We start from the raw sequence: 13,124 nt of genomic DNA on the forward strand, positions 1-13,124 counted from the left end.
CAGCTCAGGAAATCAGTTCCTGAGGTTTAACGTCGATGCCCGGTTCATCGAACGGCCGGAGGCCTGGGCCGAGGAATGCCCTGTCCCCGCGGCCAAATAAACACCGCCAAGTACCCGGCGCAAGGTCCGGCTCGGAACGATGACGTCTTGCACCGCAACATCGGTTTCTTCAAGGTAGGGCAACAACCGACATAGATGTCGTTGCTTGCCGATTTGACCGGAAGGTTACAGCACGATGCCACGCATCACTCGACGATTGGGGGCCAGGGATCTGGCGCGTCCAGCACGGCGTCTCGGAGACCTGACTGCGATGTTTGCCTTGATTGCCAGGCCGCTCGTCTTTGGGATCGCCCTTTTGTTGGCTGGTCAGGCACAGGCGCAGGCGCCGGCGACGGTCCCGCCTGAAAGGGTCAAACAGCTGTTCGAGCTTCTCGACGATCCGTCAGTGAAGGCCTGGGTGGCCGAACAGCGAAATCAGGACGCCGGGTCAACGGGAGCGCCTGCCGAGCCAGGGGCTTCGCCGACCGACGCATCGTCCAGCGCCGTGGCCGCACCAGGCCCGATGAATACGATGGCATCCTCGACGCTCGATGGGATCAGGCATCATATCGAAAGAATCGTGCGAACTTTGCCCTTGCTGCCAAGCCAGTTCGCGCGCGTTCGGGCAGAGACAATGGAGGATATGTCCAGCAAGGGGCCTGCCGGCGTATTTGTGCTGATTGCAATGTTCATCGCTGCCGGCCTGGCGCTCACTTGGGCAACGTACAAGCTCACCCGCCCATTTCGTCTCTGGATTATCGCGCAACCCAAGGATACGCCCGTTGGGCGAGCCAAGAAGATTGGTGGCCGCCTGCTTTATTCCAGCATGCTGATAGTCTCATTCGCACTGGGCAGCGCCGGCGCATTCATGTTGTTCGACTGGCCGATGCTTATCCGCGAGATTGTACTGACATTTCTGATGGCGGCAGTCGTTACATGGGGTGTGCGCATGTACGTCATGGCCATGCTCGTTCCTTCCTTCATGAACGTCGAGAACGCCGTCGAGGTTCGTGCTTTGCCGATCACCAACGAAGCGGCTGACCATTGGTCCTTTTGGCTACCCCGGATCGTCGGCGTCTTCGCCTTCTTCGGCGCCGCGTTTATCCTCTTGCCAGGTCTCGGCATCGATCAGGACGGAATGATGGTCCTGTCACTGGGCGCCGATTTCGTGCTGCTGTTGCTCCTGCTGCTTGCCATTTGGCGTCGGCCAAGAACGCAGCGAGACGGTGCGAGCCACATCGGTCACACGGAAGCGACATGGCTATTGACTGCTTATTTCGTCGTCCTGTTCCTGCAACGTATCGCCGGCCTTAATACATACTTCTGGTTCACCTTCGCCGCATTCTTCCTGCCTTTGGCGATCGTGGTGACGCAGCGCGGGGTTAATTTCGTTCTGCGGCCAGGTTCGGAAGATGTCGGCCGGCCCACGATCCCGGCGGTGACGATCGCTGTCATCGATCGCGGAATCCGAATGATTTTCATCCTGGCGGCGGCTTACCTTCTCGCACGTGTCTGGGGTCTGGACATGCAATCCATGCGGGACAGCGATACGACGACAACGTTCATATTGCGCGGCTTGATCAATGTCGTGGTGATTGCCCTCGCCGCCGACTTCGGCTGGTCGATCATCAAAGCTTTGATTGAACGAAAGCTCGGCATCGAAACACCGCACCCTGTGATCAGCGACGAGGACGTTCCGGTCCTCGATCCGCAACAGGCGCGGCTGCACACGCTCTTGCCGATCCTCCAGAACATTCTGCTCGCATCGATCATCGTGATGGCGGTGCTTATGATGCTCGCCTCGCTGGGAATCCAGATCGGCCCATTGATTGCCGGCGCCGGCGTCGTCGGCGTCGCCGTGGGCTTTGGCGCACAAACCATCGTCAAGGACGTTATTTCAGGCGTGTTTTTTCTGCTCGATGATGCGTTTCGTGTTGGCGAATACATTTCATCGGGCAATTACAAGGGTACTGTGGAAAGCTTTTCGCTGCGCTCGGTGAAGCTGCGCCACCATCGTGGTCCGCTGTTCACGATACCTTTCGGTGAACTCGGGGCAGTCCAGAACCAGAGCCGTGACTGGGTTATCGACAAATTCAACATCACCGTTGGTTATGACACCGATATCGACTTCGCTCGCAAGCTGATCAAGCGGATCGGCCTCGAACTGGCGGAAGATCCAGAGTTCAAACACTGGGTGCTCGACCCGATCAAGATGCAGGGCGTACAGGAGTTCGGCGAATACGGCATCGTGTTGAGGGTCAAGGCCACAACCAGACCGGGAGGCGCGTTCGGTATGAAACGCAAGTTCTATGTACGCCTGCGCCAGGTCTTCAAGGAGCAGGGCATCGAACTCCCATTTCCGACCGTCCAGGTCCAGGGGCTACAGAACCCACATGGAGCGGAGAATGCGCCGTTGGAGCTCACACCCGAGTTGAAAATGGCCGTCGCGCAGTCGCATACCAATCGGCGCAGAAAAAAAGCTAGCACAACGGAATAGGGAAGCTGTGACACCTGCCGGTCACAGCGCCGCTTTCACGACGAAGAACGTCTTGCCGATCCGTCAGAAATTTGCGCTCTTGATTTCAAACACCATTTCGACGGTCCGCGATTGCTCGGTTTCAGCGACTATCGGTATCAATCAATCGATTTCTTTCTGACGACCGCCGGCCGAGCCGTACCGGCAGTTCCCAAAAAGACCGTCGCGAGATTTACATCGGGCTGCGGTACGCTTGAGACCGCGCCATCGACTACCTGCCGGACGTCAGTCGCGCGATATGGACAGCCCCGCGAGAAGCGGCGCGTACGCGGCGAGCCTGCGGGATACGAACTCCGTGAAGAGCCGCACGCGCTTCGTCTTGCGTGTCTCCCCCTGCGTGAGAAGCCAGAGCGTTCCATGCATGTGCAGGTCGGCGCCCGGCACCCTCACCAGGAGGGGGTCGGCATCCCCGACGAAGCACGGCAGTGTCGTCATCCCCAGCCCTTGCCGTACTGCAACGATCTGCGCCTCGCCGTCCGTGGTCCTGAATGGAACCCCCGTGGTGCGAACCTCACCCTCGCGGGCCCAGTCCGGGATGCCATGAATGCTTATGACGATCCACCGGATGGGATCAGACGAACCCGCACGCCATGCGGTTAGTCGATCGCGAGACATGTAGACGCCGCCGAACAGCTCCGGTCCCTTCAGGCCGTGAAGATTGAGCGGCAGGGTTTTGCGGTCGTAAACGACGCGGATCGCGACATCGGCCTCTCGGTTGGTCAGATTTGCCAGCTCGCCGGACGACAAGATTTCCATCTCGATGTCCGGATGCAGGCGCGCGAAATCGGCGAAGTCCGGCATGAGCAGGTGTGTCGCGAGGGGCGGTGCCAGCGTCACCCGCAAGAGTCCGCGTACGCCCTGGTCGCGCCCGAAGATTCGCGTCTCCAGCCGGTTCGACGACGCCTCCATCTGCTCCGCGAACTCGAGGACCTCCTCGCCCGCAGCCGTCAGGCGGTAGCCCGAGGGCAGCTTCTCGAACATCTGCGCCCCCAGCCGCTCCTCCAGTTGGGCAAGGCGCCGCAGCACTGTGGTGTGGTTGACCCCGAGGCGCTCGGCGGCAGCCCGCACCGAGCCTCCGCGCGCGACGGCAAGAAAGTAGCGAACGTCGTCCCAGTCGATCATGGTGCAATCCCGCACCGCGGGGTGCGCCTTCCAAAGCCCGTATCTAACACACCGAACAGCAATACGCGCGGTCATCATAGCCTATGTCGGCGAGCGCGGCCCAATTCCGAACGGCGGACACCGGTCATAGCGCCAGTCGTCCAGCCGGATCGATTTCGCACCACCGATGTGCGCGCTTCCGCACTCAATAACTGACGCCGGCGGACCCATTTCGAGGTTCTCGGAGGCAGATGCTGTCCCGACACCACGAAAGGAGAAGTCATGGGAAAGCTTGAGGGTAAGGTTGCAGTCATCACGGGCGGATCGAGCGGCATGGCGCTGGCGAGCGCCAAGCGGTTCGTTGAAGAAGGCGCCTATGTTTTCATCACGGGCCGGAGACAGGAGGCGCTGGACGAGGCCGTCAAGCTGATCGGCCGAAACGTGACCGGCGTGCGCGGCGACGCGGCCAATCTCGACGACCTCGACCGCCTGTTCGATACAGTCAAGCGGGAAAAGGGCAGGATCGACGTCCTGTATGCGAGCGCCGGCACGGGCGAAGCTGTCCCACTGGGCGAGATTACCGAGCAGCACTTCGATGCGGCCTTCGGCCTGAATACGCGCGGCACGCTGTTTACGGTGCAGAAGGCGTTGCCGCTGTTCAACGATGGCGGATCGATCTTCATGACCGGGTCAGTTGCTTCGGTAAAGGGTTTTCCTGGTTACAGTGTGTATGCGGGGAGCAAGGCGGCGCTGCACGCATTCGCGCGCGGGTGGCTCAACGAACTCAAGGGCAGGAATATCCGGGTGAACGTGCTGCACCCGGGGCCGATCGCCACACCGATGCAGGACCAAGTTCTCACCGAGGAGGCGAAGCAGATGTTCGAATCCCTGATCCCGCGGGGAAAGATGGGGCGTCCTGAGGAAATTGCGACGGCCGCGCTGTTTCTTGCTTCCGACGATTCGAGCTTCGTGAATGGGGTGGAGTTGTCTGTTGATGGCGGCTTCTCGGCCATCTGAAGGCCGGGGGAATCAATACCAACACGGATTGGAGAAGTATTATGAGCTACGCGATTGTAGGATTCGGTAAGATAGGCCAGGCCCTCGCCCACGCCTTCGCCCGTAAAAACATCGACGTGACCGTCGCGAGCCGCCGGCCGCCCGAGGCGTTGGCGCCGCAGGCTCGGGCGATCGGCCCCACGGTCGTCGCCAAGTCGCTGCGGGAAGCACTCGAGGCCGACACGATCATCTTGGCAATCCCGTTCTGGGAGCACCGCGAGATTGCGAAGACCCTGCCGAGCTGGGAAGGCAAGACAGTCATCGACGCGACGAACGTGTTTCCAGTCCCTGAAGAGCTGGACGGTCTCCCGTCCTCCGTCGTCATCGCGAAGGCGTTCATCGGCGCCAAGCTCGTCAAAGCTTTCAATCACCTGGTTGCGGCCACCCTGGCTGCGGATCCGGTCGTCGACGGCGGCCACCGGGTCGTCTTTCTGTCGAGCGACGACGAGGACGCGACCGCTCCCGTGGCGGCCTTGGCCAAACAACTCGGGTTCGCACCCGTCAAGCTGGGAAAGCTCAACGAGGGTGGCGCGCTGGTGCACGCACGCGGCCGTACTTGGGGCCAGCTCATCTTCCAGGATTTGTTCAAGAGGAGTGACTATCGACATCAATTGGTCGATTTTCCGCTTCGCAGGCACACGCACATTCGGCATAGCGCCTGATAAAAGACCGTCAGCAGTAAAGCGCATGGGCGAGAGAGACCGTTTCGCGACGGCCTCTCCTACGTCCGCTCCGCGGTTATCGGCCGTCGTCCGCCGTTTTGAAAACCCCTGAGGTGATCTGCCCTTTTTGGGACTAACCGCGCTTAGAGAATTCCTCGGCTGCGATACGAACCGCCTGCTGTGTCGCGGGATAGCCGCTGTAAGGAGTGAGGTTTATGAGCGTTTCCAGGATTTCTTCCCGCGTCGCGCCAACGTTCAACGCGGCGTTGATGTGCACGCGAAGCGGAATCTCTGCCGTGGCAGACCCAACGGCTGCTAGAGCAGCGCAGGCGCTGAGTTCCCGAGACTTCATGTCGATTCCGCTCCGCGAGAACACCTCACCATAAGAATGCTCGACGATCATTCGACCGAGATCAGGTGCGACGTCATCGAAACTGCGGACAACGGCATCGCCCGATGAACCGGACGTCTCCGCAAGCGTAGCACGCCCGCGTTCCAACCGGTCTGCGCGGCTCGCGACCACGGCGGGTGGGGGGACGTTTGCCGCAATCGTTGGCGACCCGGCAGCGAAGATATCCTTGGCGACGGCGAACGCGTTGAGCGCCGCCGGAAAAACCCGATAGACGCTGAGCTGGATCAGCACCTCGATGATTTCCTCTCGCGTCACGCCATGGGCAAGCGCGCCGGCGAGATGAAGACGGAGGGCCGCCGCACGATTGCCGCTGGCAGCAAGCATCGAGATGATTGCTAACAGTTTGGCTTTTTGTTCGAGGCCGTCGCGCGCCAGCATTTCACCAAAGGCGAACTCGATGGAGAGTTGCGCGAGGTCAGGCGAACCGGCAGCAAAGCCATCGAAATATTCCTGCACATCGCCTCCAGAGAGCCGGTCGAGCGCCTCCAACCCGGCCTGTCGGCGTGTCGATCCATCGCCTGCGGAGGGCTCGATGGGTTCAAAAGCGAGCTTGCGCTCAGCGAACACCGCACGAATAAGGCCGATCGCATTTACCGTTGGCGGGAAGCCGAGGAGCGCTACAGATATAAACATGAGTTCGATGAGCGCCTTTGGCTCGCCGCCGGCGTTGAGGAAGCCCGCCATATGAAACTTCAACTGCGGCTGGGCGCTTCCGTCGGCAAGCAGCATTGAAATAGTGCACAGCTGACGCAATGGGAGGTCGAGACCTGGCCGCGATAGAATGTCTCCGTATGGGTATTCTACGGTGAAACGAGAAAGGTCGACGGATGTCTCGGCAAGACTATTAATCGGCGCGTCGAAATTCTCTCCGCCAATCTGCCGTAAGATTTCAAGACCGCGCGAATAACGACTATCTTGAGATGTTGTTGTCATTGCATATGCCTTCTGATTGATCGTGGCGAGAGTCCCGCCCACGGCGACAAGGGCAGCTCCAAAAAACTCTGGCCGGAGGCGGGTGCGTTGTGCTCGGTTATTGCTGCGTTAGGGCGACACGACATCGGCGATCTCTTTCACGAAGCGTCCCGGACGTGGCCGCGAAACCAAAGAAGGCATCGCGGAACTAGCCATAGTCGAAGGCGCTCGACAAGGAATGCTGGTCGCGACCGCCCCACACCAGGCACAGCCGGATTTGATACAAACCCTCGGAACGTGACCTCTGCAGTCGAGGGTTTGTATCATCGGAGCCGACGCTAATGCCGGCTGATCCCAGTCATCGCGAAATTGAGAACTCTCGGCTACTTTTGCTGTGCTGGTATCGCCTACAGCGCGATATCCTATCCTACTTTACTCCACAGCACGCCCCTCACTCCCACTCGATTGTTCTTGAGTATGGCAACGCCCTGATCTAACGGCGCAATTTTTTCTACACTCAATGGAGAACCAACGCAGCGCGCGCTCGGCCTGCCCTTGAATGCCGCTAATCCGTGTGTTACATACTGAACCACATGGTTCAGTATGGTCGGATCCGCTTCGATGCCTCGTTCGCCGCGCTCTCGGACGCCACCCGACGCGGCGTTCTGGAGCATCTCGGACGTGCAGACGCTTCGATCACGGACCTTGCCGAAAAGTTCCACATGACCCTCACGGGCATGAAAAAGCATGTCGACGTCTTGGAGCAGGCGGGGCTCGTGACCACGGAGAAGGTCGGACGCGTGCGGACCTGCAAGCTCGGCCTGCGCCGACTAGAGGAAGAGGCGGCATGGATCGAGAGGTACAACCAGCTCTGGGACGCACGCTTCGACGAGTTGGATAAGGTTATCGAGGAACTGAAACAGAAGGAGAAGGTCGATGGACGCAGGAAGTGAGAGTGAGCCTACCCCCATGAAGAACCGCACGACGGTGGAACGGAAGTCCGAGCGTGAGCTAGTCGTTACGCGAACCTTTGACGGCCCGGCGCGCATCGTGTTCGAGGCGTGGACCAAGCCCGAGCTGTTCAAGCTGTGGTGGGTGCCGAAGTCGATGGGCATGCTCCTGCGTTCCTGCGAAATGGATGTTCGTGTCGGGGGCAAGTACCGTCTCGAGTTCGAACCCGATGCTATGGTGTTCTTCGGCACGTACCTCGAAGTGACAGCGCACTCGCGCCTCGTCTGGACCAATGAGGAAGATGGTGAGGGTGGGCCCGTGACCACGGTGACCTTCGAGGAAAAAGGTGGCAAGACGCTGCTGGTCCTGCACGAGCTCTATCCCTCGAAGGAAGTTCTCGACGCTGCCGGCACCGGGGCGGCGGATGCAATGGTCGAGACGTTCGAGCAACTGGACGAGCTTCTTATCACCCTGGGCGCGAGCGTGGGACGGTCATGAAGTCGTCGATCTCGCGGGTCGGCCGCTTGGCTCTTCACTACGCGGAAGAGAACCCCGACGAGGTCGTCGCCGCCCTCTGCGGACCTACGAGACCATCATCAACCTCATTGGCAACACGACCAACCGAGGTGGTCTCGTCGTGCGCGTCCGCCTCAACCACCTTTTTGCGCGCCATTCTACGCTGGAGCACTACCGCATTCGGAAACGCATTCTGAGGCCGACGTGCGCGGTGGGCCGCAATCAAATGTCCTCGTCGAGGATAGTTCGGCCGCTCAGTCGGAACGGTGGTAGCGCCAGAAGCCTGACCGCCATGCTGATTGCAAAGCTGGCATCGCTTAGTAGATGGTGCTCTACCGGCGCTGCGAGTCCAAGACGCGTCGCGATAGATTTACCGGATCATTGATGTTCCGATAGTGCGAAAGTGGATTTCGAAGAGCCATGAGGCGTCGAAGGTTAGCGGCATCCTCTTTCGTGATGATCTGACGCAGCTGACCGGCCAAAGACGCCCCTCAGGGGAGAGGGGCCCCGCGTTTCCGTGGCACCGGCCCGCAACCTTCATAATATGATGGCCCGCGGCAACCGGAGAAGGGTATCTGTGCTCTCAAACCAGCATCGACTGCTGGGCGAAGATGCCCGCCATCGCGCCGTGCGATGATGCCGTGGTGACCGAGGCCATGAGGGGGTTGGCGAGGTCGCCGGCGGCGTAGATGCCGGGCATGCTGGTTTCGCGGCGCTCGTCGACCTTGAGGGCGATGCCGAGGGGCGTATCCACCGTGGCGAGGCCCAGTGATTCATGCAGGCTTGCGGACGGCTTGTTGCGCGGATGGGCGAACAGGATGTCGACTGCGACATTGCGGCCGGTATCGAGATTGACGGTGGCAATATGGCCCCCGTGATGGGCGATCTCGGTTATCCGGCCATCGACGACAGGTATGTTGCGGCGCGCCAGATCGGCCCGGATATCGGGTGGAATGTCGTGACCATCGGCGAAGAGCGTCAACGTGTCGGTCCAATCGTGGTACAGCCTGACATAATTTTGCGACTGCGGGCCGGACCAGATAAGGCCCCAATGCTGGCCGGCGACTTCAAAGCCGTCGCAATAGGGACAGGGCACGATGGACGTGCCCCAGCCTTCGGCAAAGCCCCGAACATCAGGCATCTGGTCGGCGACGCCATAGCTCAGGATCAGGCGGCGCGCCCCAAGGCTTTCGCCATCGCCAGTGAGGACGGAGAAATCGTCGATGGCGCCGGAGACGCTGTCGGCCCGGGCGCTGACCAGCCTGATCGTGGGATAACGCGCCAGCTGCTGCCGCGCCTCGGCCAGGATGTCCAGCGGTGGCTTGTGATCGTGACCGAGCAGGCCATGCGAGTGGCCGGCGAAGCGATTGCGCGGCAGGCCGGTATCGAGAACGGTGACCTTGCGGCGGGCACGGCCGAGCTGCAGGGCGCCGGCGAGACCGGCAAAGCTGCCGCCGATGATGATGACGTCATCCATGGTGATAAACTCCGTGTTGTGGATGGAGGGGGGTTGGGCTGGGCCTGGCGCGAATATCGTCCAGCGATACGCGCTCGAGACCGGCAGCGAGCAGGGCTTCGGCATCGACGAGAAAGTCGCCCATCACTGTGTTGACCGGCCGGACAATGCCGCATTCGATATCGCCGGGCGCCCGGGAAACTTGATTTGGAGGACAGGTTGAAACCTACCCATTGGCTTGCACATTTCAGATACTACATGGTATCGTAATGCAAGAATTAGGATACTGTCAAGTACGGGAATTGTCGTGACTGTAAACAGCCAGGGCCGGCGCGGCCGGCCCGCCAACGAGGCGCTTGGCCAAACGATAGTCGACGCCGCGTGCGAACTCTTTGTGGAATTGGGTTTTCAAGCGACGACATTGGACAAGGTCGCCCAGCGGGCGAAGATATCCAAGCTTAGCATCTATCGGCACTTCGAGAACAAGGAGGCGCTGTTCAGCGCGGCCATCGCGACCCGCTGCCATCAGTTTGCACCACAGGCTCTTTTTGAAGGCGTCGACGGTTCGGCCGAAGATCAGCTCATGGCGGTGGGATTACCCCTGCTTCGCACGCTGTTGAGCCCGGACGTCCGCAGTGTCGAAGCCATGATCATGGCCGACAAGACGAATCAAAAGTCGTTAAGCAAGCTCCATTACGAAGCCGGTCCCGCCCATGTCATCGCCCAAATCGAGGCCCTGTTGCGTCAGTTGCACGCGAAGGCGGTTCTGAACGTGCCCGATCCTCTCCGGTCCGCCCGCTTGTTTGCTGCGCTTTTCAAAGGATCCGATCTCCTGATTATCGCACGCTTCGATGAGGCGAGAGCAGAGGACGACAACGAAATCGAATCCTATTGCCGGTCGGCCGTCGCCATGTTCATCGCCGCGCACGGTGGCAACGACCACGCGGGCGGATAAGCATTTGATTGCTCCGGGCAGCTTGGCCGGGACGTCGTCCAGGCGCTTCGTCATATTGGGCCGGCGCGCGCGGCCGAGCTTGCACAGATCGCGGCACCTCATCTTTCTCCCAACGATAAAAAGACGCTCGCATCTACCGCGGTCCAAGCTCCCGCCTGGATGCGGTCGACGCTTCTCTCCATCGCAGATCCGGCAGCAGTCGGGACAACGTTTGATAGGTGATGCGACGGTGCCATCCGACGATATGCGATCAGGTCCGGAACACCGATCGGCACCGCAGCCAAAGCTGAAACTATGTATGTCGATAACTAAAGTACCGTCGGCGCGGAAAATGTCATGCTACGGGCAATTTCCGTTATATATTTCAAAGCGTTGACGCACAGAAAAGTACCGTCAAACCCTAAGAACGAATGACGGTACTTTTTAGAATGCTCTATCGGATACGAAAAGCACCGCCAAAAGCTCCGAGCGGCCCTCCCACTCGATCCTCGCGACGTATTGTAATGTGCTGTTTCAGAAGCACAAAGCTTTTCGGCCTTCGCCAAAAGATCGACTCCGCGATCCGTCAGAAATTTGCAGGGGAACTTCGATGGTGGAAATCTAGTCGGTTCCAGCGACTACCGGCATGAATCGGTCGATTTCTCGTCTCATCGAGCCCATAGCGTAGTTTGGCGTGAGCGAGAGAAGTACCGTCACTACGCGAGATCAGTTGGGCCGAACCTGAGAAAAATGCCGACAGCCTGCGCGATAAGACAATTCAGACAGCTGCACAATCGGACACGGCCGCACAGGTTCAGGCGTCAATGAACTTCTGCATGCGATCCGCCACGATCCGCCCTGCGCGGCTGTTCAAGTGCACGCCGTCGGTGTGAAACTGCCAGCCATTTCGGCGTGCGACATCGTCCGGGCTCTGCCGCAGCACCAGTACGCGAAAAGCATCGCGATAGAATGGAAGAAAGTTGAACGCCGTGTAGGCCCGGCCAGGCGAGGCGCGAACCGCCTCGGTGAGCGCCTCATGGAGGGGGACATAGCCGCAGCGTTCCTCGTGCGCGATGGCCGCCACGATCGCAGAATATTCCTTGATCCGCCGGTTGAGCTCGCTCTGGAACGGGTCGTCCGAATCCGGCGCTTCTCCTATCGGAGGGAGCGAGCAAAGGCCGATGTCCGCCGCCGTCTCGCGCTTCAGCCTGCGTGCTATCTCGGCCAGATTCTCGTGGAACCAATCGGGCGAAGGCGTGCGGGGCAGACGCTTCCAAAACGTAAAGAACCGCCGCACTTTGCGTGACACGAGCGTGAGAACATCATTCCCGCCGACCCAGACGATGACCTTGTCGGGACGACAGGCGAGCACATCCGGCAACCGCTGCAGCGCGTTGTAGGCCAAGTCGCCGCCGACGCCAAAATTCCGGAACTCAAATTGCCCGTTGCCCGGCCGCCGGCGGAGCTCCGCCATCCAATCGAATGCCTGGCCCTTGCCCGCCGTGCTGCTCGATCCGAGGCACGCCACGATTTTTCGTTGAGGACGCACCATCGTAACTCCGCCAGGCCAGAAGTGAGAAATCGTCGCCTTATGCTCTTCCCAAAATGGCTGGCCCAGTCATGAGTTTCAGGTCGGATTCCGCGGCGTTTCCCAACATCCATGGACAGCCATAATAATCTTCGATGCGATCGATGACGCGACCGGCGACATGGACACGAACCGGCCACGCGACCAGCCACCGGTCGCCTCGCTGGAAGAGCACGATCAGGACAGGCTCTCCGTCGATCGCCCCCAACTCCATGGTCCACGTCTCCGGGTTTCGCTCGTATTCGACGAAATAGGGAGAACTTCTGAGCAGGCCGTCGAAGCAGTCGGCGACCCGCAACCGAGCATCGGCGCTGGTGAGGCTCCGCACGCCATCCCAGTCATGGCGGTTGAAGAGGTCAACATAGCGCTGCAAGAGCCGCGCGGTGTCGGGATCAAGCGGACGGTTCGGTTCACCGGCAGGTTCAGGGGGCAAGTCGGCGAGCTTCGCCCGTCCGCGGGAGAGCGCGGATTTGACGCCCCCAACCGTCGAGTCCACGAGTTCTGCGGTCTCTTCCAGCGAATAGTCGAACACGTCCTTCAGGAGGATGCAGGCGCGCTCCTTGGGCGGCAAGTGGCCAACCAGCCGTTCGATGGCGCGGCGTGCATCGGTCGCTGCCGGCTCTGCAGAGACAACGCCGATGTCGTCCGAATAGGCGTGCTCCGCGCGCTCGCGCACATCGCGTCGCCTCAGAAAGTCGATGCAGCGATTGTGAGCGATGCGAAACAGCCAGGGCTTCAGCCGGCGGGCATCGTCGAGGGTCTCAATGTTCGTATAGGCCTCGAACAGCGTCTCCTGCACGAGATCCTCACCGTCGAGGCGTGAGGCCGTCATGCGGGCGCAGTAGCGATGCAGTTGGGCGCGGACGCCTGACACCGTCTCGAGGAAGGCGCGATATCGCGCATCGAACAGGCCGGTCGGTCGTTCGGGCATGTCCTTCAGCTGCCACATCTTGGTTTCAAT

General features: G+C 60.3%; 10 protein-coding genes and 1 pseudogene. 6 read left to right on the forward strand and 5 right to left on the reverse strand.

The window, feature by feature from the left end:
• Positions 1 to 310: 310 nt before the first annotated feature.
• Positions 311 to 2,536, forward strand: coding sequence for a mechanosensitive ion channel family protein (locus NKH17_RS01095; RefSeq protein WP_352896206.1), 2,226 nt, complete (start codon positions 311 to 313; stop codon positions 2,534 to 2,536).
• A gap of 264 nt (positions 2,537 to 2,800) precedes the next feature.
• Here the strand turns inward: NKH17_RS01095 and NKH17_RS01100 are convergent, their stop codons facing one another.
• Positions 2,801 to 3,697 carry a LysR family transcriptional regulator gene (locus tag NKH17_RS01100; protein WP_254818892.1) on the reverse strand — a complete coding sequence of 299 codons (897 nt, stop codon included), beginning with the start codon at positions 3,695 to 3,697 and terminating at the stop codon, positions 2,801 to 2,803.
• A 261-nt stretch (positions 3,698 to 3,958) separates the two neighbouring features.
• On the opposite strand from NKH17_RS01100, the gene NKH17_RS01105 reads away from it, so the two are divergent.
• Both NKH17_RS01105 and NKH17_RS01110 read left to right on the forward strand, forming a co-directional pair.
• Positions 3,959 to 4,693, forward strand: coding sequence for an SDR family NAD(P)-dependent oxidoreductase (locus NKH17_RS01105; protein WP_254818893.1), 735 nt, complete (start codon positions 3,959 to 3,961; stop codon positions 4,691 to 4,693).
• 41 nt (positions 4,694 to 4,734) lie between these two features.
• Positions 4,735 to 5,325: pseudogene (locus NKH17_RS01110) on the forward strand (NADPH-dependent F420 reductase); the annotation flags it as partial.
• A 202-nt stretch (positions 5,326 to 5,527) separates the two neighbouring features.
• Here NKH17_RS01110 and NKH17_RS01115 read toward each other — a convergent pair.
• The gene (locus NKH17_RS01115) at positions 5,528 to 6,739 is read right to left on the reverse strand and encodes a carboxymuconolactone decarboxylase family protein (RefSeq protein WP_352897974.1); all 1,212 of its coding nucleotides are present in this window, start codon (positions 6,737 to 6,739) and stop codon (positions 5,528 to 5,530) included.
• Between the two features lie 572 nt (positions 6,740 to 7,311).
• Between NKH17_RS01115 and NKH17_RS01120 the strand changes: the two genes are divergently transcribed.
• A complete protein-coding gene (locus NKH17_RS01120; protein WP_352898091.1) occupies positions 7,312 to 7,671 on the forward strand; it encodes an ArsR/SmtB family transcription factor in 360 nt (119 codons plus the stop codon).
• A 16-nt stretch (positions 7,672 to 7,687) separates the two neighbouring features.
• Positions 7,688 to 8,167, forward strand: coding sequence for an SRPBCC domain-containing protein (locus NKH17_RS01125; protein ID WP_352897977.1), 480 nt, complete (start codon positions 7,688 to 7,690; stop codon positions 8,165 to 8,167).
• 601 nt (positions 8,168 to 8,768) lie between these two features.
• On the opposite strand, the gene NKH17_RS01130 is transcribed toward NKH17_RS01125, so the two are convergent.
• Positions 8,769 to 9,662: an NAD(P)/FAD-dependent oxidoreductase gene (locus NKH17_RS01130; RefSeq protein WP_352475802.1), complete on the reverse strand. Its 894-nt coding sequence runs from the start codon at positions 9,660 to 9,662 to the stop codon at positions 8,769 to 8,771.
• Positions 9,663 to 9,948: 286 nt separating this feature from the next.
• On the opposite strand from NKH17_RS01130, the gene NKH17_RS01135 reads away from it, so the two are divergent.
• A complete protein-coding gene (locus tag NKH17_RS01135) occupies positions 9,949 to 10,596 on the forward strand; it encodes a TetR/AcrR family transcriptional regulator (protein ID WP_352897979.1) in 648 nt (215 codons plus the stop codon).
• 793 nt (positions 10,597 to 11,389) lie between these two features.
• On the opposite strand, the gene NKH17_RS01145 is transcribed toward NKH17_RS01135, so the two are convergent.
• Both NKH17_RS01145 and NKH17_RS01150 read right to left on the reverse strand, forming a co-directional pair.
• Positions 11,390 to 12,127, reverse strand: coding sequence for an SGNH/GDSL hydrolase family protein (locus tag NKH17_RS01145; protein WP_352801130.1), 738 nt, complete (start codon positions 12,125 to 12,127; stop codon positions 11,390 to 11,392).
• A 37-nt stretch (positions 12,128 to 12,164) separates the two neighbouring features.
• Positions 12,165 to 13,112: a sigma-70 family RNA polymerase sigma factor gene (locus NKH17_RS01150; RefSeq protein WP_352475805.1), complete on the reverse strand. Its 948-nt coding sequence runs from the start codon at positions 13,110 to 13,112 to the stop codon at positions 12,165 to 12,167.
• Between the last annotated feature and the right edge of the window lie 12 nt (positions 13,113 to 13,124).

This window comes from Mesorhizobium sp. M1334 (genome assembly GCF_040317995.1).
Lineage (GTDB): Bacteria > Pseudomonadota > Alphaproteobacteria > Rhizobiales > Rhizobiaceae > Mesorhizobium.